Consider the following 25,797-nt stretch of genomic DNA (forward strand, 5'->3'; position numbering starts at 1 on the left):
ATAAGTCAAACCACCAAATCAATCCGCGCTAAAAAGCCAGGGCTGCTCTTCGCCCTGGCCTGGTCATTAATCTTTTATTTCCTCGCTGTCACCTTCGCCAGCATACTATCCGCTTCACTTATCTCAACGCCTTTGTAGTAGTGCTTGACGATGTCCTGATAGTTCTTCCCCTCGGTGGCCATGCCGTTGGCTCCGTATTGGCTCATGCCGACGCCGTGGCCGAAACCTTCGGTGGTGATGATGACGTTGTTGCCTTTCAGTTCCCAGCTGAAGTCGCTTGAGCGCAGGCCGAGTTTATCACGAACTTCTTTTCCAGTCAGGACTTTGCCGCCGATATCAATTTTTGCAACACGGTTTCCAGTGGTTCTGGAGATGACTTTGCCAATCTCCGCGGAATTTGGGAGCTTTACGCCCAGCTTGGATTCCACCTCGGCCACTGTCTTCACTTCCTGGCTGCGGAACTTCGGTGATTTCAGATCCCATGGACTTTCTACGCTGCGCAGATATGGCAGTGAATTTGACCAGTATTCCTCTGAGTTCTCTGTGAACCCATTCGATGTCGAAAAGAATGTGGCGTCGATCGGCGATCCATCATAAGTTAGTACCTGACCATCGGTGGCTTTTACAGCTTCGGCGATTTTCTTCATCTTCCATTTGTAATCGGCACCCCACTGCTTTTTCAACTCTTCTTTATTTTTAAAAACCTGGTGGATTTCGGTATCATTCAGCTGTGCACCTTCAGGGACTCCCACCTTGTTTGGGATTAGCATTTGTCTCACATAATAAGTCCTCGCTGACAGCGCCTGTGCCTTCAATGCCTCGAGCTCGAACTCGGCTGGCATTTCAGCGGCTACGACGCCAATCAAGTAGTCATCAAGTGGAAGCTTTTCGGTTTTGGATAACGCTGTCCGGTAGACAGCCACCTCGATTGCTGAATCTGCTGTAGGCATAGCGGCAGCCTCCTTTGCTTCATTTTGCAGCTCTTCCCCAAGCTTTCCGCCTGCCTTTTCTTCCATAAAAGGGAGGACGAGCAAGGATGGGATCAAGAGTGTGACCGCGAAAAGGATTGCAGCTAGTACGATGATTGGTTTGAATTTTAACATAAAAAAGCCTCCATTATGAAATTTCACGGCCGTTAACCGTCTCATTCCATTCATATGGAGGCGGACAAGCTTTTATGACAGAAATTGAAAAAGCTCGCCATTTGTATATTTTCTTTCATGATGCTCATAATAAGTCGGTCGAAATTGGACAGTTATTTTTAGAAAGGCTGTTTTTGTCATAAAGATTGTTGTTATAATCCTTAAGCCGATTTTTGCAAGCCCTTTTCTCATAATAAGAAACTTAGGGAATTCAAACCTATTTGGTAGTCAATAGCAATAAAGTTAGAGAAAAGGGCCTTTAAAAAAATCCAATCCTAAAATCAAAAAACCGCAGAACTATACGTTAAAGCACAATTCTCCGGTTTTATGAGCAGTTTATTTATGCGTTCATGTCTGAGACTAATTTTTCAGTTACTGGCTGTTCTTCTACTTCGCTTACGCGTTCGATATCTGCGCCAAGTGCGGCAAGCTTAAGATGGAAGTCAACATAGCCGCGGTCCAGGTGATACAGTTCTGTAACGCGTGTAACTCCATCTGCTACAAGGCCAGTCAGGATCAGTGATGCTGCGGCACGCAGGTCAGTTGCTGCCACTTCTGCTCCTTGAAGGTCAGATGGCCCATTCATGATGACAGAGCGGCCATCAATTTTGATGTTTGCGTTCATGCGGCGGAATTCTTCCACGTGCATGAAGCGGTTTTCGAAAACAGTTTCGGTGATCATGCTTGTTCCCTGTGCGCGCAATAGCAAGGCCATCATCTGGGACTGCATATCCGTCGGGAATCCAGGGTGCGGCATCGTTTTGATGTCGACTGCTTTCAGTTTTTCAGGCCCGATGACACGAAGACCATCTTCTTCCTCGGTGATAGTAACGCCCATTTCTTCCATCTTTGCTACTAATGAAGAAAGATGCTCAGGAACTGCGCCCCTTACAAGCACGTTTCCGCCAGTAATGGCAGACGCAACCATGAATGTTCCTGCTTCGATTCGGTCAGGAATGATGTTGTGGTCAGCACCAAACAGTACTTCAACACCTTCGATCTTGATCGTGCCAGTGCCTGCGCCTTTTACCTTTGCTCCCATTTTGTTCAGGAAGTTTGCAAGGTCGACGATTTCTGGTTCTTTTGCGACGTTTTCAATGATTGTTGTACCTTTTGCAAGGACAGCAGCCATCATAATATTTTCCGTAGCGCCAACGCTAGGGAAATCAAGGTATATTTTAGCTCCGTGCAGACCATTGACTGCTTCGGCTTCGATAAAACCGTTGCCTACCTTGACTGTAGCACCCATTGCTTCAAAGCCTTTAAGGTGCTGGTCGATAGGACGGGAACCGATTGCACAGCCGCCTGGTAATGCTACGCGAGCACGGCCATTCCTGGCAAGCAGGGATCCCATAACCAATACAGAAGCACGCATTTTTCGAACATACTCAAAAGGTGCTTCAATTTTTAACTCTCTGGATGCATCTACTGTAATCGTGTTATTTTCAAACTCCACTACGGCGTTTAAAGAACGTAATACTTCGTTGATGGTATATACATCGGAGAGAGTTGGCACATCACGAATTACGCTTTTTCCGTCACTTGCTAATAATGTTGCAGCGATAACAGGCAAGACGGCATTCTTAGCTCCTTCAACCTTTACAGAACCGCTTAGCCTTTGTCCGCCGCGGACGATGATTTTTTCCAAGTGTATTCCCCTCCGCGTCCAATTTCTCTATATTAATATTCAATCGTAATGATGGGTGTGCCAACTACGACGGTAGTCTTTGCGCCCAATCGTTCAGTTTTCCGTAATCCAAGCTGCATATTCATGTCATGTTCATTGCTCAGTGTTTTGTCGAACAAAGGCGAAACGGCGGAAGAGGAAATGAATGATTCTTCTGCCAGCCCTTCAACTTCACGAGCGTTGAAAGCCTTAAGCAATTTACTTTTATAAACAGGTAAAGCCGACTCTATCTTATCATTGATTTCGCCTATTACACAAGAGAAAGTTGTTGCGTTTCCTCGAAAAATGTCAAATATTCTGCCTGGTAAATTTTCGTTTAAAAAGGTTTCTGTATTTTTATTCCAGTACTGACCTCTGACCTCATACATCACATACGTATGTAAAGGTCCCTTTGTGTCGGTAGAAACAATTTTAATTTTTTCCTGAATCCCAGATGAGTTCGTGACAGCTGTCAGTTCTCCATCGTGTCCTGACCATGTCCACTCAGAAAGCTGGACCTTCAAATCCTTCACCAATGCTTCGACATTTTGTTGTTCCAATGTTTCCCTTGCATATAAAGACCAACCAGTGATTAAAATATCTTCGTCCTGCAAAACCGAGGCCAGAGTTTTTATTTCATGATCAGCGTCAGCTACAGTCGTCTTATTCCCAGCTTGGAACACAATAAAACCAATAATGCCAAAAATTGATAAAATAAATGGAATCTTCTTCATATCTGCTTCACTCTCCCCTTATTACCATTCTTACCAGGAGAGCGAATCACATACTTGGGAATTCTCGTCACTTTTTGACATCATTCTATGTACCAACTTGCCCGGGTGTTCATAGATTGTGAAAAAACAAACATGTTTGTTCAAAAAAACAAACACAAAGAGAATAATACTTGATATTGTTCGTTTTGAAAACATGTATGAAGACCTAATTTTTTACCAATTTGGGTATGACTTAACAGCTACTGAAAAATCATAGGAAGCTGCTGCGACCATTGGAGGTAATCAAGGAAGAAATTACTGACTGTAGATCCGAGTGCAATGGAAAGCAGGATATATAGTACGCGGGCTTGAAGAACATGATTCGCTCGCAGCAGTTTGTCAAACTGCAGTGCCTGAAGAGCCCACCATGAAAGAGCAATAAAAACTAGATGTGTCAGAATGCTGGTCAGCGCAAAGCCGCCAAAACCTGTTAGCATATACTCTCCTCCCTTCACATGCTATTTTACCATAAAGGCGATACTTTCCCTTATTTATAGACGTATTACTTATGAAAAAGTTTCAAATAAAAAACCGGCCCGCAAAAATCGCAGGCCAGCTGAATTTACCCCTTTGTTTCCATGAATGGATTTTCCCCAAAATTCATTCTGGTTATTTCATAAAGTCAACGAACTGGTTGAAGTTATTTTGCATGAAGTCGATGGCCAGGTTTGGCATGACTCCGAACAGGATTGTACCGATTACTGCTACCAGGATGACCACGATTGTTCCTGCTGGCAGCTTGATCTTTTCATCGTTAGCTGCCGGGCGGAAGAACATTTGTGTCATGACTCCGAAGTAGTAGAAATAGGATACGACTGTAGTCGCAATCATGATCGAAACGAGCACGTAATGTGCCTCGTCGACCATCAAGGCTCCCATGAAGATGTTCAGCTTTCCGATGAAGCCTGCTGTACCAGGGATTCCTGCGAGTGACAGGATGAAGATTCCCATTCCGACTGCTAGTAATGGCGAGCGACGGTAAAGTCCGGCAAAATGGCTGATATCCTCTGAACGGGTTTTTGCTGTGATGACCTGGATTACGGCGAACGCACCTAGGTTCATCAAAACGTATGCCAGCAGGTAGAACCAGATGGCATCGAAGGTCACGAACGACATCGCTGTCAGCGCGACAAGGATGTAACCGGCATGGGCGATGCTTGAGTACGCGAACATGCGCTTGATGTTGCGCTGCCTTAAGGCGACGACGTTACCAATGATCATCGTTGCTCCCGCAAGGAATGCAATGTAATCCTGCATCGCGAACAGCAGCGGAATTGGCTGGCCGTCCTCCTGTGCAACCGGTACATACCCGAAGATGGATAGCAGGATGCGCAGGATGATGACAAATCCAGCTGTTTTGGAGACGACACTCAGGAATGCCGTCACTGGAGTCGGCGCTCCTTCGTAAACATCAGGTGCCCACATATGGAATGGTGCAGATGCCAGCTTGAAGGATAGGCCAACGAAAATCATGAAGAATGCCAGTCCAAGAATGTAAATATGCTGAGGGTCACTCAAGCCATTGAAAACCTGGGCGATCCCTTTTAAATTCGTTGTGCCGGCAATTCCGAACACATAGCTCATACCGAACAAAGTGATGGCAGATGAAATGCCGCCATTCAGGACGTATTTCATTGCTGATTCATTCGATTTCAGGTTGCGTTTACGCATTCCTGCAAGGATGTAAGACGGAATCGACAGCAATTCAAGGCCGACGAACAAAGTGATCAAGTCGCCGCTTGATGCCATGAACATGGTTCCAAGCAAGGCAGTAAGGAACAGGTAATAGAATTCACCTTTGTAGTCCTCAAGCCCCTCATTCGCTCTGAAGTCAATCGCCAATAGCATGACAAGCGCCGCTCCAAGAAGAAGGATCAACTTGAAGGCGATCGCGAATGAATCAAGCCTGAATGTATCATGTAAAATTGATGTTGTATCGGTACCAATCAAAGTTACCAGTGAAACCAGCGCCATTACCACCCCGGCAAAACCAACCAATCCAAGGATCTTGCGGTCAACATGCTTTGGCATGAACAAATCAGCGACTGATAAAAGTGCAATAAAACCGAGGATGATGAATTCCGGAGCCATCGTCCCCCAATCAAATGATAGAAGTGTATCTAGATCCATCCTTCATCACCCCCCTATTCCCATCAAGATAGTCTCTAATGTTGCCTGAAGCGGTTCACTAAGAACGGCCGGATATACACCGATCAGGACGATCAAGCCGACAAGGACAAGCACCGGTGCCCATTCGAATGAACGGATGTCACTTACGCCGACAAATTCACGTTCTGCTTTGCCATACGTGATGGCCAGCACGGCACGCAGCAGGTAAACCGCAGTCATGATGATGCCCAGTGTACCGACTGCAGCCAGAACTGGCATCTCTTCGAACAAACCGAGGAATGCCATGAATTCGCTGACGAAGCCTGACATGCCAGGCAGTCCAAGTGAAGCCATCGCGCCTGCGAGCAGGAAGCCTGCGGCAAGCGGCATTCCGTTTGCCATGCCGCCAAGATTGGCAAGTGTGGTTGTGTGTGTGCGTTCATAAAGTACACCGACAAGGAAGAACAATAATGCTGAAATCAGGCCATGTGATACAACCTGGAAAATAGCACCTTGTATTCCCGCCTCATTTAATGCTCCAAGTCCGATTAAAACGATTCCCATATGGGAAATAGAAGAGTAAGCAAGGACCATTTTGAAATCTGTCTGGATAAAAGCAAGGAACGCTCCGTAAAGCAGGTTGATGACACCCAGTACTGCAAGCAGCCCGGCTAATTCAGCGAACTGTTCAGGGAAAATCCCCATCCCGAAGCGGATCAAACCGAATGCCCCGATCTTCAGCAGGATCCCTGAGTGGATCATGACGATCGATGGCGGTGCTTCAACGTGGACGCGCAGCATCCAGCTGTGCAGCGGGAAGATTGGCAGCTTGACACCGAAAGCGACAAGCAAGGCAATCAATAATCCCATCTTCAAGGAATCAGACACAGGCGCGAACAGCGGCGCATTATCTGTGTTCATCATGACTTTTAGCATTTCGATATTTGAGGTGCCGGTTCTTGAGAACAACACCATGATGACAATCAGCAGGATCGCTGAGCCAAGGCCGTTATAAATCAAGAAGCTGTAGGCAGCCTTTTCTTTTTCGTAATAGCCCCATTTCCCAATCAGGAAGAACATCGGGATCAAGGTGATTTCAAAGAACAGGAAGAACAGGATCAGGTTTTGCGATGTAAATACTCCGAGCATCCCGATTTCGAGAAGCAGGAACAGCATGTAATAGCCTTTCCACTCTTTTTTGATATGGAAGGATGCGATTGCCGCAAGTGTTGCGATTACCGCTGTCAGTACCACCATGATCAAACCGAACCCATCGATGCCAAGTTCGTAGTTGACAGAGAACATGCCCTGCTGCTCGGCACCCTGCCCGCCGAATTGGATCCAGCGGAATTTTTCAGAAAAGCCAGCGAGATCGCTGCCTCCGCGATACGAAAAGTACGCGATCAGCGCAAGGATCAAAGATGGCAGTGTTGCCAATACGCCAAGCATTTTAATGCCTGACTCGTTCGCTTTTGGCATGAAGACCAAAAGCAGGATTCCTAGTAAAGGGGAGAATACCAGCAAGGTAAGAAAATAGTTGAAATCCATTATAAATACCCCCCTGTTAACGCATAGATGACAATCAGGACTGCAAGGCCGACGAAGGCGATTGTGCCGTAAGTCTGTACCTGACCGTTCTGGATTTTCGCACCGGCTTTACCAAGGCCCTGGACAGTTGCCGTTGTCAGCTTCACGAGTCCCTCAACAAGGAAGAGCTCGATGAAACGCAGGAACAAGCTGACTGCCTTTGCGCCAAACACGATGCTTTGATTGTATATTTCATCGATATAGTACTTATTTTTCACAATGCCATAGGCAATTGGCGCCCTGCTGGACAGCCAGTCGCGTGAAATCGACTTCTTGCTGTACATCATCCATGCAAGCAGGATGCCAAGCAAGGAGACAACCGTCGCGACAATCATAATCCAGCCAGGTCCTTCGATATGGCCATGTCCGAGTACTTCGTTGCCTTCGACAAGCCAGTCACCAAGGAATGTGCCGAACCAAGGTGTATTCACATAACCAGCAATGACTGCCAGGATTGCAAGGACAACCATCGGCATCGTCATGACGGATGGCGATTCATGGACATTCTTCATGTCGCTGCGTGCTTCACCAGAGAAGACCATGAAGAACAGGCGGAACATGTAGAACGCTGTGAAAAATGCCGCAATCACTGCCAGCCAGAACAGAATATAATTGCCATGTGCCCATGCAGCGATCAAAATTTCATCTTTACTGAAAAATCCCGAGAATAATGGGACACCGCTGATGGCCAGCGTTCCGATCAGGAACAAAGGTCCTGTGAAGGTCAGCTTTTTCCATAGCCCGCCCATTTTTTCAATATCCTGAGTATGTACAGCATGGATGACGCTTCCTGCTGCAAGGAATAACAATGCTTTGAAGAAAGCGTGGGTCATCAAGTGGAATACTCCGGCCACATAACCGGCAGATCCCAATGCGAGCATCATGTAGCCAAGCTGGCTGACAGTCGAGAAGGCAAGCACTCGTTTAATGTCAGTCTGGACAAGGCCGATCGTTGCCGCAAAAATTGCTGTGAACGCTCCAATGATCGCTACCGTCAGCATTGCTGTTTCACTAGCGTTGAACAGCGGGAACAGTGAAGCGACCAAATACACACCAGCCGCAACCATCGTTGCTGCGTGGATTAACGCAGAAACTGGCGTAGGACCTTCCATCGCGTCTGGAAGCCATGTGTGCAGCGGGAACTGACCTGATTTACCAACTGCCCCGATGAAAATCAGGATCGCAGTCAAGGTAATCATCGTTCCGGAAATCGCGCCTTCTTCTACTGCCGCAAAAATTTCATCATATTCGAAGCTTCCAGTTTGCCAGAATAAAAGAATCATTCCGATCAAAAGTCCGACATCCCCGATACGGGTCATGATGAAGGCTTTCTTTGCAGCCGCTTTGGCGCTTTCCTTGTAAAAGTAAAATCCAATCAACAGGAATGAACCAACACCGACCAATTCCCAGAAAATATAAGTTTGTAAAAGGTTCGGCGAGATGACGAGACCAAGCATTGCAAAAGTAAAGAGTCCAAGATAAGCATAGAAAACCGGGAATCGCTCATCACCATGCATATATCCTTTTGAGTAGGTATGTACAAGGAAGCTGACAAGAGATACGATTACCAGCATCAGTGCGTTTAATTGATTTACTTCAAAACCCGCAGTAAGTTCCAGATTCCCAATAGTGAGCCAAACGGCTTCAGCTTTATGTGTCGGGCTCTCCAGGCGCTCAAGGAGCACAAGGATGGAGTAGACAAGTGAGGCTAGCGTCGCAAGGATTCCGACGAATGCGCTCGCTTCTTTAAGCTTTTTTCCGAACAGCAGAAGGAATAGAAAGGATACAAGCGGGAACAGCGGAATGAGCCAAGCATTCTCCATTAATATCACAATCCCCTTTTTTGAACGCGCGCGTGTTCTTTCATGTGTACGCCCGTCAGATTGAGGCCCGCATCAAGCGGGGCAGTCCAGCTACTAAATATCTTCTTTTTCAAACGGCCGATGCCGCTTATGAAAAGTTTCATTAATTTTTCAACTCATTCATTTCATCGATATTGACACTTCTGCGGTTGCGGTAAAGTGAAATAAGGATCGCCAGTCCAACCGCTACTTCAGCAGCTGCCACCGCGATGGAAAACAGCGCGAACACCTGGCCGGTGATCGATGGAACTGCTCCGTATTTACTGAAGGTTACGAGATTGATATTGACCGCATTCAGCATCAGTTCGATTGAAATCAACACAATGACTGTGTTCTTTTTTGTCAGGGCACCGTACAGTCCGATGCAGAAAATAATAAGTGCAAGTGCCAGATAGGCTGAAACCGGAACAGAACTCATTCCTGATCACCCTCCTTATCGTCATCCTTGCGCGCGAGTACAATTGCGCCGACAAGCGCAGCGAGCAGGATCACGGATGTCAGTTCAAACGGGATGATGTAATGCGAGTACAGAGCGACCCCGATTTGTTCTGTATTGTTTTCGTGCAGAGTATTCGGCAATGCTTCGAAATCCAGATCGTAGATACCGAAATAGACTGCTGCGCCAAATCCGAGGACACCGAGCAGCAGCACAAGCTTGCGCAATCTTCCGCCCTTTGGCTCTTCTTCGTCGCCATGGTGGCGGGTGAGCATGATCCCGAACAGCATCATGATTGTGATGGCGCCCGAGTAGATCATGACTTGGATGACCGCCAGGAATTCAGCGGACAAGAGCACATAAATACCTGCAATACTGACGAATGTAAAGACGAGCGCTACGACCATGTGGATGACCTTGGTGAGATTCAATAAAAGCACGCCGCCGATTACCGCCACTAAAGCAAGTGACATAAACGCAAAGAATTCGCCTGTTAACGTCATGCTTTATTCACCTTCCGTATATTCTCATCATTTTCGTCAAGCCATTCCAGGTTCTTGAATAAGTCATCCCGGCTGTATTCAGCAAGTTCAAAGTTATTCGTCATGATGATCGCTTCAGTCGGGCACACTTCTGTGCACAGGTCACAGAGGATGCAAAGTTCGAAGTTGATATCATACGTATCAATGATTTTGCCTTTTTTCGTTGGATCAGGATGCTTTTTACCAGTCAAGTTAATGCATTCGGTCGGGCAAATATTGGCACATTGGTTGCAGACGATGCATTTTTCAGGATAAAACTTCTGGATTCCGCGGAACCTGTCAGGAAGCGGAATCGGTTCGTTCGGATAATCGTAAGTCACCTTTTCGCGAGTCAATTGTTTAAGGGTATAAGCTAATCCTTTAGTCCATCCTAGCACGTAATTCACCCCTTTAATGCAGGAAGCCATGCTGCTTCCATTCCTATTTTAGAAAAAATTAGTGAAAAATTCTTTGATCAATGCCGACAGGAAGATGTTTGCCAGCGCAACCGGCAAAAGCACTTTCCAGGCGAACTCCATCAATTGGTCTGCACGGATACGCGGGAACGTAGCACGGAACCAAATGAGGATATAAACCACTAAGCTGAACTTGAGCGCGAACCATACAGCTCCAGGGATGAAGCCGAGGAATGGGAGCGGCAGCCAGCCTCCAAGGAATAATACAGTGATCAAAGCAGACATTGCGAACATATACACATATTCAGCCAGCATGAACATCGCCCAGCGGAATCCGGAATACTCTGTGTGGAAACCGGCAACAAGTTCGTTCTCCGCTTCGGCAAGGTCGAATGGCACCCTGTTCAGTTCAGCGGTAGCGGCAATGAAGAACACGATGAACGCGATCGGCTGCCACAGGATGAACCAGCCGTTGTTCTGCTGTGTTTCAACGATCTCATTCAGGTTAAGGCTGCCTGATAACAGGACAATCCCCAAAACACTCATGACCAGCGGGATTTCGTAGGAAATCATCTGGGCCGCGGCACGCATACCGCCAAGCAATGAGTATTTATTGTTGGATGCCCAGCCTGCCATCAGCATCCCGACAATCGTCAGGCCTGAAATCGCTATATAATACAGGAATCCGACATTCAAGTCGGCAAATTGCAGTTTATCCGTCAGCGGGATCGTCGCCATGACCATGAAGGACGGCGCGAACGCGATGACCGGTGCGATGATGAACAGCGGCTTATCCGCTGCTTTTGGAATTAAGTCTTCTTTTACAAGAAGCTTTACAACGTCGGCAACGGATTGCAACAGCCCCCACTTACCGCCGACATGGGCTGGACCATAACGGCCCTGCATGAAACCAAGCACTTTCCTCTCTGCCAGAATCGCCATTGTTACGAATCCAAGGATTACGAACAAAAGGACGACAGCCAGGACGAAGAAGATGCTGAAATTCATAAGGCCAGCACTGGATTCGAGTAGCTCCTGAACCATTATCCGTCTACCTCCCCAAGAACGATATCAACCGCTCCTAAAATTGCAATCAGATTTGAGATGCTTTCACCTTCGAGCAGTTTAGGGAGGATTTGCAGATTATAGAAACTAGGCCTTCTGAACTTGAGGCGGTACGGCTCTTTTTTGCCATCGCTGGAAATATAGCAGCCAATTTCGCCCCGGGAGCCTTCGATCCGGACAAACGCTTCCCCTTTTGGAGCCTTGATGATCTTTGGAACCTTGGCCATGATTTCTCCCTCTTTCGGGAATTGCTGCACAGCCTGTTCAATGATTTTTAATGATTCTTCGATTTCGCCCATCCGTACATAATAGCGGGCCAGCGCATCGCCTTCGTCACGCGTGACAATATCGAAGTCGAAACGGTCATAGATTGAATACGGCTCATCCTTGCGCAAATCCCACTTGACTCCGGTTGAACGCAGGTTCGGGCCGCTCAATGAATAATTGATTGCGTCTTCCTTTGTATATGTACCGATATTCTTCGTACGATTAAGGAAGATTTCATTCCCTGATACAAGCTGGTGATAGCCCTTCAGCTGTTCCCTCAGGTATGGCACGAATTCCGCTACCTTTTCAATCCATCCTTCCGGAGCATCCCATTTGACGCCGCCTACACGCATGTAGTTGAACGTCAGACGAGCACCAGACAGTTCATTCAGCAGATTCAGGATCATCTCCCTGTCTCGGAATGCGTAAAGCAGTGGGCTTGTCGCACCAAAGTCGAGGATGAATGTTCCCCACCACAGCAGGTGGCTGGCAACCCTGTTCAGCTCCATTGCAAGTACTCTTAAGTACTCGGCGCGTTCCGGAATTTGGACGCCCATCATCGTTTCCACAGCATGGACGATGACATAGTTATTCGTCATCGCTGACACATAGTCCATCCGGTCTGTGTAAGGAATGATCTGGGTATATTGCAGATTTTCCGCCAGCTTTTCAGTGCCGCGGTGCAAATAGCCGATGACCGGCTTCGCTTCTACAATGATTTCCCCGTCGATTTTGAGAACGAGGCGGAATACACCGTGTGTACTAGGGTGCTGCGGGCCCACGTTCAAGAGCATTTCTTCTGTGCGTATCACGGGCTACACCTCCACATCATACGGTTCATAGTCTTTTCTTAATGGGTGGCCGACCCAGTCTTCACCAAGCATGATGCGATGGAGGTCAGGATGGCCTTCGAATTTGATGCCAAGAAGGTCGTAGGTTTCACACTCTGGCCAGTTCGCTCCTGCCCACAGGTTCGCCAATGACTCGATGGCCGGCTGGTCACGGTCAAGCTTAACTTTCAACGCTACTGACTGTCTGTTCTTGTATGAGTACAAGTGAACATACACTTCCATATGGGTCTGGAAATCCGTTCCGTGAAGCTCTGACAGATAATCGAATCCAAGCAGTTCATTGTACTTCAGGAATTCAGCCAGGCGATAATAGGATTCTTTCTTTGCCACAAGCGTTGGGACATCCTTTGAAAGAGGGTTAATATAGGAATCTTCCAAAATGTCATCGCCAAGATTGTCGGTGATTGCTTTTACATATTTATCAAGGTAAGGCTGGTTTGGAGATGGCTTCTTCTCTTCGACAGGCTCATCTGCTCCGGCTTTCGCGCCAGCTGCTGACTTCGCCTTCGCTGCTGCGGCTGCTTTTGCCTTTGCCGCTGCAATTGCTTTCGCTTTTTCATCGTCAGCTGAGCCACCGCCTGCTGCCGCTTTTGCTTTTGCTGCTGCGGCCGCCTTCGCTTTCGCTACAGCTGCGGCTTTCTTCTTCGCCAGATCATCGTCACCTGCTGAAGCGTCTTCTCCTCCAGCTGCCTCCTGTGCTTTCCTTTTTGCTGCCGCTGCTGCCTTTGCCTTCGCTACGGCTGCGGCTTTCTTTTTCGCAAGGTCATCGTCATCCGTTGAAGCGTCCGCTCCACCTTCTGCCTCGGCCTGCGCCTTCCTTTTCGCTGCCGCTGCTGCCTTGGCTTTCGCTACGGCTGCGGCTTTCTTTTTCGCCAAATCATCGTCGTCTCCGGCTGGAGCATCCGCTGCTGCTGGAGTTTCTGATGCTGCTGGAGCTTCGGCGTTTTCCTCTATCTGGCCAGTCGCTTTCATCTTTGCGAGAGCGGCTGCCTTTGCTTTTGCGGCTGCAGCTGCTTTTTTCTTGGCCAAATCAGCATCCTGTCCTTCGACCGGAGCCGAAACCTCTTCTTTTGCCTCTGGAGCTTCCCCAGACTGCTCGTTGGCTTTCATTTTTGCAAGTGCAGCTGCCTTTGCGTTCGCTGCGGCTGCGGCTTTCTTTTTCGCTAGCTCGGCATCGTCACCAGCAGGTGCTTCCGCTTTTGCTTCAGTTTGTTTTTCTTCAGGTTCTGCGACTTTGTCGGCAACCTCTTTCGGGTCATTTCCTTCCCCTGCTTGTTTGGCAGCCTGACGCTGCTTTGCAAGCTCCTTCGCCTTTTGGGCTGCTTCTCTTTTTATTTGCTCTAAATCCTTTTCCCCGCTCATCGGTTAGATCACCTTCTTCCCGGTTTTCGCCTCATAACGGATTTTCTCTTTCAATTTATTAATCCCGTAAATCAATGCTGCTGGGTTCGGCGGGCATCCCGGTATGTATACATCAACCGGTACAATCTGGTCGACTCCCTTTACAACTGAGTATGATTTTACATATGGTCCACCTGCTGTCGCGCAAGAACCCATCGCGATTACCCACTTTGGTTCTGCCAGCTGGTCATACAGCCTGCGGACAGTCGGAGCCATTTTCTTCGTTACGGTACCTGAAACAATCATGACATCGGATTGACGAGGTGAGTTCCTGTAGAACGTCCCAAAACGGTCAAGGTCATAGTGAGCCGAACTGGACGCCATCATTTCAATCGCGCAGCACGCAAGACCAAAAGTCATTGGCCACATCGAGTTGCTTCTGGCCCAGCCTTTTACCTGTTCAAGAGTTGTCACGAATACATTCCTTTGGAGTTCTGCCGCTTCTGCTGGTGATAAATCATCCAATTTTAAATCCATTTTAGCACCTTCTTTTTCCATGCGTAGATGAGTCCGATTAGAAGCATTACGACGAAAATCAGCATTTCAATCAATGCGAAGATCCCCAGCTTCTCGTAGGCGACAGCCCATGGATACAAAAACGCTGTTTCTACATCAAAAATAACGAACATAAGGGCAAACACATAATAACGGACATTAAACTGGACCCGTGCATCGCTGAACGGTTCCATCCCGCTCTCGTAGGTGGTATATTTCCGCTCGTCGTTCTTGTATTTCGGCCTCAGAAGCTTAGCCGCAAACAAGGCTACGATTGGAAGCAATACCCCGAGACATAGGAACACAAAGACTATCAAATAGTTATTTTGATATAGATTCAACTGTTCCATGCCCATCCCTCCAATGTTGTAAAATTTTCATACTTTTTAAACTTGTAACCGATAACAATTATACCATTGTTGCAATAGTGTGTCGACAAGGCTTTGAACAATCTGGCAACCTTCTTCCATACACTTTTTGATAGAAAAATAGTATCTTTCTTGACCTGTTCGGAAAGCGGGAAAGAGTCGTCCCCTTCCATACTTAGTTGTCCAGAAGGCAAATTATTCTCATTGTTTTTACGAGGCTGTCTGGTGTGAAGGCCGAGCCGCGTTCTGAAGGGTGCAGCCTCACAGACGCGCGCTAAAACAAGACAATCGGTTACATTTTATATTTAAAACAAATCAGGCTTGATTGTCAGTGACGTTTGTCAACATTTATGAGTTCTGTTGCAGCGTTGAGTTTATGGCGAAATTGTGGACTTTTCGCCTGGCGGAAGTTTTTGGGGACCTTTATTGGGGAATTGAGTGAGGAATTGATTTCTAAACGAGAATTTTAACGATGATAGAGATTATTTTTGATCTCTATCATGATTTCTTAGGATAATTTTTAAGATAAACCCTGATCTATTTTTGAGTTTTATAGCGAAATTTTATTTATATAGCGAAATTTTATTTATATAGCGACTTTTTTATTTATATAGCGACTTTTTCTTTTTTATAGCGAGTTTTTAGTTTATATAGCGAAACGGAATCCGATCCCAGATTTGCTAATCAATTGGATAGCTCCGCGGAAATTCACGACATTCTATCAATGCCAAAAAGAAGATTCATTCACCGCACAACAGCAAGGATACATTGTTGTCGACAAACACACCGGCATAAAAAACACCCCCCAGCATTGCTGGAGGGTGTCCATTAAAAACATTAAATTCTGCGTTCAGCAACTGAAATACGGTTGATTGCACGCTGAAGGGCAAGTTCTGCACGCTTGAAGTCGATGTTCTCCTGCTTTCTTTCATGCAGGCGCTGTTCAGCGCGTTCCTTTGCTCTTAATGCACGTTCAAGATCGATTTCAGATGATTGTTCTGCAGATTGAGCAAGGATGGTTACCTGCTCGGGACGGACCTCAAGGAAGCCGCCGCTTACTGCAATGAACTCGTAATTGCTGCCATTTTTCAAACGGACAGCGCCAATTTGTAGCGGTGCAACCATTGGAATGTGGCCTGGCAAGATTCCAAGCTCGCCTGTGCTTGCTTTTGTGCTTACCATTTCAACATCTGATTCATACACCGGCCCATCGGGAGTAACAACACTGACTTTAATCGTCTTCATTTTTTACCCTCCTGGTCCGTTATTAGACCTCTACACCCATACGTTTTGCATTCTCGATAACTTCTTCGATTCGGCCAACTAGGCGGAATGCATCTTCTGGAAGGTGGTCATATTTGCCGTCAAGGATTTCTGCGAATCCTTTAACTGTTTCTTTAACTGGCACGTAAGAACCTGGCTGTCCTGTGAACTGCTCGGCTACGTGGAAGTTTTGTGACAGGTAGAACTGGACGCGGCGAGCGCGGTGTACAGTCAGCTTATCTTCGTCAGAAAGCTCATCCATACCCAGGATTGCGATGATGTCCTGAAGTTCTCTGTAACGCTGTAAAGTTTGCTGTACGCGGCGAGCTACTGAGTAGTGCTCTTCGCCAACGATTTCAGGTGTCAATGCACGTGAAGTCGAAGCAAGCGGATCTACCGCAGGGTAGATACCCATTTCAGAAAGCTTACGCTCAAGGTTCGTTGTTGCATCCAAGTGAGCGAAAGTTGTAGCCGGAGCCGGGTCAGTGTAGTCATCGGCAGGTACATAGATCGCCTGGATGGAAGTAACAGAACCTACGTTAGTAGATGTGATACGTTCCTGCAATTTACCCATTTCAGTTGCAAGAGTCGGCTGGTAACCTACCGCTGATGGCATACGGCCAAGTAGGGCAGAAACCTCGGAACCTGCTTGTGTGAAACGGAAGATGTTATCCATGAAGAAAAGAACGTCCTGTCCTTGCTCATCACGGAAATATTCAGCCATTGTCAAACCAGTCAGGGCAACACGCATACGTGCTCCTGGCGGCTCGTTCATCTGTCCGAATACCATCGCTGTTTGCTTGATAACGCCAGAGTCAGTCATTTCGTGGTAAAGGTCGTTACCTTCACGTGTACGCTCACCAACACCTGCGAATACGGAGATACCGCTGTGCTCTTGAGCGATGTTGTTGATTAATTCCTGGATTAGTACAGTTTTACCTACACCGGCACCACCGAACAATCCGATCTTACCACCCTTGATATATGGAGCAAGAAGGTCAACTACCTTGATACCTGTTTCAAGGATTTCTACCTCAGTTGAAAGCTGTTCGAATGTTGGAGCTTCCCTGTGGATTGAATCGCGGCGTGATTCAGCAGCGATTGGAGCGTCAAGGTCGATTGACTCACCCAATACGTTGAATACACGCCCTAGTGTTACGTCCCCAACCGGAACGGAGATTGGAGCACCTGTATCTAATACTTCCACGCCGCGCTTAAGGCCGTCTGTGGAAGACATCGCGATTGTACGAACTGTGTCATCGCCTAAGTGAAGGGCTACTTCAAGAGTTAGTTCGATGTTCACATCCGCATCGCTGGTTACAATTTTCAAAGCGTTATAGATCTCTGGAAGATTGCCGCTTTCAAACTTAACGTCAACAACCGGACCCATAACCTGGAGAACGCGTCCTTTGTTCATCTTGTTCCCTCCTATCGTACTAGTTGAAATATATACATCATGATGGGATGCAGCATCAAGCCACATCCCCCATTATCATTGAAAAACCTATTCGAGCGCTGCAGCTCCACCGACGATTTCGGTGATTTCCTGGGTAATCGCAGCCTGACGCGCGCGGTTGTAGCTCAAGCTGAGGGAATTGATCAGCTCTTTCGCGTTGTCCGTCGCGTTTCTCATGGCTGTCATACGAGCAGCGTGTTCACTTGCTTTGCTGTCAAGCAGTGCTCCGTAAATCAAGCTTTCTGCGTATTGCGGCAAGAGAACTTCCAGGATCTCCTCAGCGTTCGGCTCAAATTCATATGAAGTAAGCTTTGTTGAAGCTGCGCCAATATCCGTTAACGGAAGCAGTTTCTTATCGGTTACTTCTTGAGCGATCGCGCTGACGTAATGACTGTAGTAAATATATAATTCATCAAATGTTCCATCCGAGAACATGCCAACTGTGCTGCTGGCGATATCCTGGATCTCAGAGAAGGACGGCTGGTCAGCGATGCCAACGATGTCAAGGACAACGTTCATGCCACGGCTTTGGAAAAAGTCACGGCCGACACGCCCGATCGCGATGATCGCAAACTCATCATTTGATTTATGGCGTTGCTGGATTGTCTGGTACAGCTGGCGAAGGACGTTACTGTTGTAAGCCCCTGCTAGTCCGCGGTCAGATGTAATCACTAGATATCCCGTCTTCTTGACTGGACGGCTGTTCAGCATTGGGTGGTTGGAATCCTTGCTGCCCATTGCGATTGAGGCAGTCACTTCCTGGATTTTTTCCATGTAAGGAACGAATGCTTTCGCGTTCATGACCCCACGGTTCCATTTAGCTGCGGATACCATCTCCATTGCCTTGGTAATCTGGCTCGTCTTTTTAGTCGAAGTAATACGGTTTTTTATATCGCGTAAAGATGCCATTTCGGTTCTCACCACCCTTTTACATAGATTGTTAGTCCAAGGTCAGGCAGGACCAGCATGGAAGCTGGCGCTGCTTAACTACTTATTCAGATACTGCAAACGTCTTTTTGAAAGCGTTTAGTGCAGCAGCCATATCGTCGTCTGAAGGAAGTTCCTTCGTTGATCGGATATGGTCTAACACTTCTGTATGGTTGTGGTCTAACCATGAAAGGAATTCACCTTCGAAGCGGCGGATATCCTGCAATGGAATATCGTCCAGGAAGCCGCGAGTCAGTGCATATAGGATTGCAACTTGCTTTTCAACAGCAAGCGGCTTGTTAAGATCTTGTTTAAGTACTTCTACCGTACGGGCACCGCGGTTAAGTTTTGCCTGAGTTGCTTTATCAAGGTCAGAACCGAACGATGCGAATGCTTCCAATTCACGGTATGAAGCAAGGTCAAGACGCAGTGTACCAGATACCTTCTTCATCGCTTTGATTTGAGCGGATCCACCTACACGGGATACAGAAAGACCTGCGTTGATCGCTGGACGAACGCCAGAGAAGAATAGGTCGGACTGCAAGAAGATCTGTCCGTCTGTGATTGAGATAACGTTCGTTGGAATGTAAGCAGAAACGTCGCCTGCCTGCGTTTCAATGAACGGAAGTGCTGTGATTGAACCCGCTCCTTTAGCGTCGCTCAACTTAGCAGCACGCTCTAGCAAGCGTGAGTGCAAGTAGAATACATCCCCTGGGTAAGCTTCACGGCCTGGAGGACGGCGAAGCAGCAAGGAAAGTTCACGGTATGCTGCCGCTTGTTTTGAAAGGTCATCATATACTACAAGCACATGCTTGCCATCGTACATGAAGTCTTCAGCCATTGTAACACCTGCGTACGGAGCAAGGTATAGCAATGGAGCTGGCTGGGAAGCAGATGCTGTAACAACGATAGAATAATCTAACGCGCCGTTCTTACGGAGTGTTTCAACCGCATTACGTACAGTTGATTCCTTCTGTCCGATTGCAACGTAGATACAGATCATGTCCTGGCCTTTTTGGTTAAGGATTGTATCGATCGCTACAGATGTTTTACCAGTCTGGCGGTCACCGATGATCAATTCACGCTGTCCGCGGCCGATTGGCACAAGAGCGTCGATCGCCTTGATACCAGTCTGCAATGGCTCATGAACGGATTTACGATCCATAACGCCTGGTGCAGCGTACTCGATTGGACGAGTTTTAGTTGTGTTGATTGGACCCATGCCATCCACTGGCTGTCCAAGTGGGTTTACGACGCGGCCGATAAGCTGTTCCCCAACAGGAACCTCCATGATGCGGCCCGTACGGCGTACCTCGTCGCCTTCGCGGATGTCCGTGAAAGGTCCAAGGATGATGATACCGACGTTATTTTCTTCCAGGTTTTGTGCCATACCCATAACGCCGTTTGAAAATTCAACAAGTTCTCCAGCCATGACATTGTCGAGGCCATGAGCACGGGCGATACCGTCACCAACACTGATAACTGTACCCACATCACTCACTTGAATTTCCGACTGATAATTTTCGATTTGCGATTTTATCAGCGCACTGATTTCTTCAGCTTTGATGCTCATGAGTTTCACCCCTATCTACGAATCTTAGCCTAGCAATTTACGTTCTAAACGATCGAGCTTGCCGCGCAAGCTGCCGTCAAAAATGCGGTTTCCAATGCGAAGCTTTACGCCTCCAAGCAAATTGGAATCTACAATGTTTTCAATTTGAAGTGACTGTTTGCCAACCTGTGGCGCGAACGAAGCTGAAAGAGCTTCAGCCTGCTCAGCCGAAAGTGGCTGGACACTATAGACTTTTGCTTCAGCCACACCTTTTGCATCATTTGCAAGGGCGATGAACTGGTCAGCAACGTCTGCGATCTGGTCTTCGCGGTGGCGGTCAACCAAAATCATCAAAGTGTTAAGGACATACGTGCTTACAGATCCGAATGCCTGCTTCAAAACCTCTTTCTTCTTCTCATTAGGAAGTTTCGGAGACTTTAAAAATGCAGTCAATTCCGGATTGTTCACAACAACTTCTTTTACTGTGCGAAGCTCTTCCTCAACCTGTGGGAGAGCCTGCTTTTCAGAAGCGAGTTGAAAAAGTGCCAGGGCATAGCGTTTTGCTACTGTAGAGTTGCTCATCGGGCATTACCCGCCTCTTGAATGTATTCATTGATGAGCTTTTCCTGGTCAGCTGCAGAGATTTCCTTCTCGATTACTTTAGAAGCGATCAAGACAGAAAGTGAAGCAACTTGTTCGCGGATCGCTGCAACAGCCTGCTCCTTCTGCTGTTCGATTTCAAGCTTCGCAGATTCTTTGATTCTGTCAGATTCAGTACGTGCCAGTGCAATGATTTCATCACGCTGAAGGTCGCCCTGTTTCTTTGCATTTTCAATTAGGCCCTGTGCTTCTGTGCGTGCCTGCTTAAGCATATCACGCTGTTCTTCCAAAAGTTTTTGTGCTTCTGCACGGCTCTTTTCAGCCGCTCCGATTTCACCAGCAATATGCTCTTCACGTTCCTTCATGATGCCCATCAATGGACCCCAAGCGAACTTTTTAAGCAATGCTAACAAAACAAGGAACATAACAAGCTGGAACAAAATATCTCCAGTATTTAGGCCGGAAGCCGCTCCCAATACAAAATTCATTGTTAACACCCTCGATTCACTCCCTTCAAGAGTTGTACCATGATTAAAAAAGGTCCAACATGCGTCATCCGGCTTAGTGCCGACGCTTAGGGCCGCTCAAAATGCCTGCTTGCCCTATTTTATTTCAAACGATTGCTTGCATTCAGATCCAGGTCTGCTCCTCTCCGGGTTTAACCGTCTCGAAGCCTACATAATAGAATGGCGAAGGTTCGCGCGGAATGATCTTCGCCATCTTAAATTCTTATAATTGATTAACCACCGATTACCATGAACGCGATAACTACTGCGATGATAGGAATCGCTTCAACCAACGCAACCCCGATGAACATTGTAGTTTGAAGCATACCGCGAGCTTCTGGCTGACGAGCGATACCTTCTACTGTACGTGATACGATCAAACCGTTACCAATACCTGCACCAAGTGCTGCTAAACCAATTGCGATTGCTGCTGCTAATAGACCCATTATAAAGTTCCTCCTTTAATGTATGAAAAAATAGTTTTATAAGTTTTGTTCATTAAATGAACAGGGTATATATTAATGGTCATGACTCACTTTATGAGAGAGATAAACCATCGTTAACATAGTGAAGATAAACGCCTGGATTGCTCCGACGAAAACGGAGAATCCTTGCCATACAAGCATTGGAACGGCTGCGGCCAAGTGTCCGCCTACTCCGGTTGCGAGGCTGGCTGCAAGAAGACCCAACAGGATCTCACCTGCGTAAATGTTACCGTAAAGACGAAGACCAAGAGTGAGCGTATTCGCGAACTCTTCAATGATCTTGATCGGGAACATGAACCAAAACGGCTTAAAGAATTCCTTGCCATACTCGGCAGTGCCCTTTAGCTTGACGCCATAATAATGGGAAAGCCCTACCACCATGACTGCAAGAGTCAGTGTGATGACCGGGTCAGCTGTCGGTGATTTCCACCATAGTTCATTGTCGACAACGACAGAGAACGGCAGTCCCAGCATATTGGAAACAAACACATACATCAGCAGTGTGATCCCAAGGACGTGAAATCTTCCCCCGTCCTTCCAGTCCATCGTGCTGTTGATGATTCCCTTGACGAAATCCATAACCCATTCCATGAAGTTCTGCATTCCTGTCGGTTTCATCGCAAGCCTGCGAGTGGAAAGAACGGCAATGATGAATACGATTGCGGTAGCTACTGTAATCATCAGCAAATTTGCTAAGTTAAAAGTAAGCCCAAATATTTCTTTTAATGGAGCTTCATGATGCATCAATTATTCACCTCTCTTCCCCGCTATTTACGTGATTGAAAAGTCTGGACAAAAAAATCTATCATAATGACAATATAAGCTGTCATTAATCCCAAAACCGTAAATACAAGGTTTATGCGATCCGGATATTCCATCGCAATGATTACGGCAAGCGCACCGGTCGCAAGTCTCGACATCGAGCCAAGTGAGCGAACCTTCTTCCCCTGTACCACCGAATCCCCGAAGGTGTTCATTTTCCTCGCAAGCAGCCATAAATTAAAAAGGCTCAGGCTTGTACCAAAAATCAATCCGGCAAAAACAGATTGATAGGTTGTAAACCCATATCCAAGTACATATAAGGACAATAATGTAAATATGTATTTTCGCTGGCGAGTAAACATATCCTTAATTTCCATTGGTGGCTAGTCTCCTGAAAAGAAGTGTTGGATGAGGCGAAGCATGGCATACACACCTGCCGCCAGTCCGATCAGCAATCCGAATATTAAGAAAAGCGGCTCTGTACCAAGGGTACGGTCAAGCCATCTTCCGGAAAAAATGCCAATTAAAATGGAGCCTACCAATTGAGATAGTATAGCGGACATGAGTGCCATCGCTTGTAAAGGGTGGCGGTTGTTTCGGCGCATAAAAACGCATCCTCACTATAGAGAATGGACATTCAGGGGAGTGAGAAATATTTTTGCAAAAACAATATTTTCACATAAAAAAAAGCTTGCATATCAACATTGAAAACCTTATCATTTTATGCCCTTTGTAAGCATACAATAGGCAAATGTCAATGTCAATCAATTGGGGTGAAAAAATTCACAAAGTTTTCACTGTGAATATATACCATCAACCCTATATCAGTATTATATTATTATAACAGAAAAAAACAGGACCGGAGTAAAGTTTCACCTTTTTCCGGTCCTGTTTTCAATAGAAGTTTTATCGATATAAATCATCGTTTCGATCATGCTCTCGCGCCCAGCTTTCTTCGCGAATACCTTTGCCAGATACACTCCGTCCTCCGGCAATTTTTCAAGCGGTATCTCTTTGCCGGCCATCCCTTTTTTCAGCTTTCTTCCCCAATCGAGAAAACCAACGAACCGAAACTGATCAGGATCGAAGAGGGCGATACCAAACTCGTCGGCTCCCCCGGGGAGATAAACTTCATATCGATAGGCTGTCCCAGAGTCGGCTGGAGCGAAACCGAAGCCCATTACCCGCGGATAATCCGGCTCTTCGAGAACATACAGATAGGGTATGCGGATCTTATTTTTTCCGTCATCCATCACAAGGCTGCCGTCATTGATTTTGTCATCGAGCATCTCCGGGGTAACCTTCATCGCCACTGCGACATCTTTACTTTCACCTGGTTTGAGTGTAAAACTCAGCGGCAGCTCCCATGCAATCCCTTTTTGTTTTTTCGGTATCGAGAAGGAGTAGGACTTTGTGGCGGAGCCCGTATTTTTCACTTTCAGTCGAGCGCTATGCCGATGCATGTTATCTGCAAGCTGAAATTTCCCAAATTGCAGCGATCCAGGAATCACGAGGCTCCCTGTTTCGATTGCAGCTTCTGTCTGGATCCGTCCTGCCCCCTGCTCGAATGTCCGGTATGTTTTTCCGGACTGATCCTGGATTTCCTTGGCAGTGTTCATGATCGCCGACTTGATTTCAGCAGGATTCCAATCCGGGTGCGCTTGCTTGATGAGAGCCGCAGCACCGGCGATATGGGGCGATGCCATGCTCGTTCCCTGAAGCGGCAGGTATCCTCCGGGAATCGTGCTGTTAATCGCGACCCCTGGCGCTACGATATCCGGTTTGATTTCCCAGGTGACCGTCACCGGGCCGCGCGAACTGAAGTCTGCCAGGATATCTTTTTCTTCTATTAAATGGATGCGAATCATCATCGAATTGTTTTTCAGTTGCTTTTTCAAAGCCAGCCCAGTTTTCTTGCTGATTGCAGCTACAGGGATCGGCAGGGTCTCTTCAAGGTTGCCGAAGAATGTACCATCCGTATTGTTGTAGATGATGACACCAATCGCGCCTGCTTCGAAGGCATTCTTTGCTTTTTCGGTAAAAGTAAGCTTGCCCCGCTCTACGAGGACTAGCTTATCACTAACATCTTTCATCTCTTCTTTGGTTCCCAGTCCTGCAAACACCAAGTTCTCACTCTGGGTAATCTTCCAATTGTCCGAACCCTGTAAAAGCTCGAGCCTGATTTCTTCCGTGTTGCCTGTAGCGGTGATGTACGGTATCTGCATCGGTGGAGTGGAAGCGCCCACCGATATCGCTTTTGAAGCGGTCCCTGGCGACCCGACTGTCCAGCGGTTAGGACCTGAATTACCCGAAGACGTAACAGCGACGATCCCCGCATCTACCGCTTTGTTAAGCGCAAGGCTGATCGGCAGATCAGGACCATTTACATCATTTCCAAGTGATAGGTTCAGGATGTCCACCTTATCCTTGATCGCTTCATCTATCGCCGCAATCACCTGCTCGGTCGTTCCGCTTCCGCCCGGACCAAGCGCCCTGTAGGCAACAATTTTCGCTTCAGGTGCCATGCCTCTCATTCTCCCGTTTGCTGCGATGACACCGGCCACATGCGTACCATGAAGCGTGCTTTTGAATCCCATACCCTTCGTTTCCATCGGATCATCATCGCCATCTACGAGGTCATGGCCTCCGGCAAAACTTCTCCTTAAGTCAGGATGCTCGTAATCGATTCCCGTATCGATCACCCCGATGGTAATCCCCTTTCCCGTCAAATGGTTTCCCTTTTCATCAAGCAGCCCATGGACCGCTTCCGTTCCTATTAATTCAAAGTTATCAATGAAGCTGGGGCTGGATTGATAGTGCTGAGGCTGGTGAAGTGATGAATTCTCCACTCTGTATGTGTTTACTTCAGAAACAAGTTTTACATTTTCTATCCCTTCCAGCTGTTTCAGTTCAGAAGCTGGCCCCTGTACAGAATATCCATTGATCGCATGTGTGAACACACGTCGAAGCTTCGTATTTTTAAGGTTTTTCAGCGTATTTTTGATTTGCTGTTCCTCCACCGGCTGCTCCGTCATTACGATGGCGATTTTTTCAGCCTGGGGATCTTCACGCGGAATCGGCGGATGCTGCAATTTTTGTGGCTGGAAGGCGGTAAGGATGACTAATGAAAGGAAAAAGAAGAAAATGCTACGGATTTTCATGAAATACAGCCCTCCCTTTTTAGCTTAGCCTGTCATTTTAGGGAGAATAGTATTCAGATTACATTTTTTCCGCGAAAACAGCGGGGAATTCCGCGAATGTAATGAGCAACCCCGCGAAATCAGGGT

General features: G+C 47.1%; 26 protein-coding genes. All 26 read right to left on the reverse strand.

Annotation, left to right across the window (positions count from 1 at the left end; genetic code table 11):
* Window positions 1–74: 74 nt before the first annotated feature.
* A complete protein-coding gene (gene spoIID, locus QNH36_RS22875) occupies window positions 75–1,103 on the reverse strand; it encodes a stage II sporulation protein D (protein ID WP_283904356.1) in 1,029 nt (342 codons plus the stop codon).
* Window positions 1,104–1,482: 379 nt separating this feature from the next.
* Window positions 1,483–2,790 (reverse strand): UDP-N-acetylglucosamine 1-carboxyvinyltransferase, encoded by a 1,308-nt coding sequence (murA, locus tag QNH36_RS22880; RefSeq protein WP_144479095.1) that lies wholly within the window; start codon window positions 2,788–2,790, stop codon window positions 1,483–1,485.
* Window positions 2,791–2,822: 32 nt separating this feature from the next.
* Window positions 2,823–3,542: a YwmB family TATA-box binding protein gene (locus QNH36_RS22885; protein ID WP_144479097.1), complete on the reverse strand. Its 720-nt coding sequence runs from the start codon at window positions 3,540–3,542 to the stop codon at window positions 2,823–2,825.
* Window positions 3,543–3,781: 239 nt separating this feature from the next.
* Window positions 3,782–4,018, reverse strand: a complete 237-nt coding sequence (locus QNH36_RS22890; RefSeq protein ID WP_144479099.1) for a DUF1146 family protein — start codon at window positions 4,016–4,018, stop codon at window positions 3,782–3,784.
* A 172-nt stretch (window positions 4,019–4,190) separates the two neighbouring features.
* Complete coding sequence (gene nuoN, locus QNH36_RS22895) at window positions 4,191–5,711, reverse strand: NADH-quinone oxidoreductase subunit NuoN (RefSeq protein WP_144479101.1); 1,521 nt, start codon at window positions 5,709–5,711, stop codon at window positions 4,191–4,193.
* Window positions 5,712–5,717: 6 nt separating this feature from the next.
* A complete protein-coding gene (locus QNH36_RS22900; protein ID WP_144479103.1) occupies window positions 5,718–7,238 on the reverse strand; it encodes an NADH-quinone oxidoreductase subunit M in 1,521 nt (506 codons plus the stop codon).
* Window positions 7,238–9,100: an NADH-quinone oxidoreductase subunit L gene (gene nuoL, locus QNH36_RS22905; protein ID WP_283904357.1), complete on the reverse strand. Its 1,863-nt coding sequence runs from the start codon at window positions 9,098–9,100 to the stop codon at window positions 7,238–7,240. The genes QNH36_RS22900 and nuoL overlap by 1 nt, the downstream gene beginning before the upstream one ends.
* A 142-nt stretch (window positions 9,101–9,242) precedes the next feature.
* Window positions 9,243–9,557, reverse strand: coding sequence for an NADH-quinone oxidoreductase subunit NuoK (gene nuoK, locus QNH36_RS22910; RefSeq protein WP_144479107.1), 315 nt, complete (start codon window positions 9,555–9,557; stop codon window positions 9,243–9,245).
* Window positions 9,554–10,078, reverse strand: a complete 525-nt coding sequence (locus tag QNH36_RS22915; protein WP_144479109.1) for an NADH-quinone oxidoreductase subunit J — start codon at window positions 10,076–10,078, stop codon at window positions 9,554–9,556. Before QNH36_RS22915 ends, nuoK begins: the two co-directional genes overlap by 4 nt.
* Entirely contained in the window at window positions 10,075–10,494 is a 420-nt protein-coding gene (gene nuoI, locus QNH36_RS22920; RefSeq protein ID WP_144479111.1) for an NADH-quinone oxidoreductase subunit NuoI, read from the reverse strand. The genes QNH36_RS22915 and nuoI overlap by 4 nt, the downstream gene beginning before the upstream one ends.
* A 48-nt stretch (window positions 10,495–10,542) precedes the next feature.
* Window positions 10,543–11,556: an NADH-quinone oxidoreductase subunit NuoH gene (nuoH, locus tag QNH36_RS22925; RefSeq protein ID WP_144479113.1), complete on the reverse strand. Its 1,014-nt coding sequence runs from the start codon at window positions 11,554–11,556 to the stop codon at window positions 10,543–10,545.
* Window positions 11,556–12,656, reverse strand: a complete 1,101-nt coding sequence (locus QNH36_RS22930) for an NADH-quinone oxidoreductase subunit D (protein WP_144479115.1) — start codon at window positions 12,654–12,656, stop codon at window positions 11,556–11,558. Before QNH36_RS22930 ends, nuoH begins: the two co-directional genes overlap by 1 nt.
* 3 nt (window positions 12,657–12,659) lie before the next feature.
* Window positions 12,660–14,057 (reverse strand): NADH-quinone oxidoreductase subunit C, encoded by a 1,398-nt coding sequence (locus QNH36_RS22935; protein ID WP_283904358.1) that lies wholly within the window; start codon window positions 14,055–14,057, stop codon window positions 12,660–12,662.
* Window positions 14,058–14,060: 3 nt separating this feature from the next.
* Window positions 14,061–14,573: a NuoB/complex I 20 kDa subunit family protein gene (locus tag QNH36_RS22940; RefSeq protein WP_144479119.1), complete on the reverse strand. Its 513-nt coding sequence runs from the start codon at window positions 14,571–14,573 to the stop codon at window positions 14,061–14,063.
* On the reverse strand, window positions 14,564–14,941 hold the full coding sequence (locus QNH36_RS22945; protein WP_144479121.1) for an NADH-quinone oxidoreductase subunit A: 378 nt from the start codon (window positions 14,939–14,941) through the stop codon (window positions 14,564–14,566). Before QNH36_RS22945 ends, QNH36_RS22940 begins: the two co-directional genes overlap by 10 nt.
* A gap of 855 nt (window positions 14,942–15,796) precedes the next feature.
* Window positions 15,797–16,204 (reverse strand): F0F1 ATP synthase subunit epsilon, encoded by a 408-nt coding sequence (locus QNH36_RS22950; protein WP_144479123.1) that lies wholly within the window; start codon window positions 16,202–16,204, stop codon window positions 15,797–15,799.
* Between the two features lie 22 nt (window positions 16,205–16,226).
* Window positions 16,227–17,639, reverse strand: coding sequence for a F0F1 ATP synthase subunit beta (gene atpD / locus QNH36_RS22955; protein WP_283904359.1), 1,413 nt, complete (start codon window positions 17,637–17,639; stop codon window positions 16,227–16,229).
* Between the two features lie 87 nt (window positions 17,640–17,726).
* A complete protein-coding gene (locus tag QNH36_RS22960) occupies window positions 17,727–18,587 on the reverse strand; it encodes a F0F1 ATP synthase subunit gamma (protein ID WP_283904360.1) in 861 nt (286 codons plus the stop codon).
* A gap of 82 nt (window positions 18,588–18,669) precedes the next feature.
* Window positions 18,670–20,178, reverse strand: a complete 1,509-nt coding sequence (atpA, locus tag QNH36_RS22965; protein WP_283904361.1) for a F0F1 ATP synthase subunit alpha — start codon at window positions 20,176–20,178, stop codon at window positions 18,670–18,672.
* Between the two features lie 24 nt (window positions 20,179–20,202).
* Window positions 20,203–20,739, reverse strand: a complete 537-nt coding sequence (locus tag QNH36_RS22970; protein ID WP_144479131.1) for a F0F1 ATP synthase subunit delta — start codon at window positions 20,737–20,739, stop codon at window positions 20,203–20,205.
* Window positions 20,736–21,254: a F0F1 ATP synthase subunit B gene (locus QNH36_RS22975; RefSeq protein ID WP_144479133.1), complete on the reverse strand. Its 519-nt coding sequence runs from the start codon at window positions 21,252–21,254 to the stop codon at window positions 20,736–20,738. The genes QNH36_RS22970 and QNH36_RS22975 overlap by 4 nt, the downstream gene beginning before the upstream one ends.
* Before the next feature lie 242 nt (window positions 21,255–21,496).
* Window positions 21,497–21,709, reverse strand: a complete 213-nt coding sequence (gene atpE / locus QNH36_RS22980; protein ID WP_023613579.1) for a F0F1 ATP synthase subunit C — start codon at window positions 21,707–21,709, stop codon at window positions 21,497–21,499.
* 72 nt (window positions 21,710–21,781) lie between these two features.
* On the reverse strand, window positions 21,782–22,492 hold the full coding sequence (gene atpB, locus QNH36_RS22985) for a F0F1 ATP synthase subunit A (RefSeq protein WP_079506316.1): 711 nt from the start codon (window positions 22,490–22,492) through the stop codon (window positions 21,782–21,784).
* A 23-nt stretch (window positions 22,493–22,515) separates the two neighbouring features.
* The gene (locus tag QNH36_RS22990; RefSeq protein WP_144479135.1) at window positions 22,516–22,887 is read right to left on the reverse strand and encodes an ATP synthase subunit I; all 372 of its coding nucleotides are present in this window, start codon (window positions 22,885–22,887) and stop codon (window positions 22,516–22,518) included.
* 6 nt (window positions 22,888–22,893) lie between these two features.
* Window positions 22,894–23,115, reverse strand: a complete 222-nt coding sequence (locus QNH36_RS22995; protein ID WP_079506312.1) for an AtpZ/AtpI family protein — start codon at window positions 23,113–23,115, stop codon at window positions 22,894–22,896.
* 267 nt (window positions 23,116–23,382) lie between these two features.
* Complete coding sequence (locus QNH36_RS23000) at window positions 23,383–25,671, reverse strand: S8 family serine peptidase (protein ID WP_283904362.1); 2,289 nt, start codon at window positions 25,669–25,671, stop codon at window positions 23,383–23,385.
* Window positions 25,672–25,797 lie beyond the last annotated feature (126 nt).

This window comes from Mesobacillus sp. AQ2, assembly GCF_030122805.1.
Classification (GTDB): domain Bacteria; phylum Bacillota; class Bacilli; order Bacillales; family Cytobacillaceae; genus Mesobacillus; species Mesobacillus oceanisediminis_A.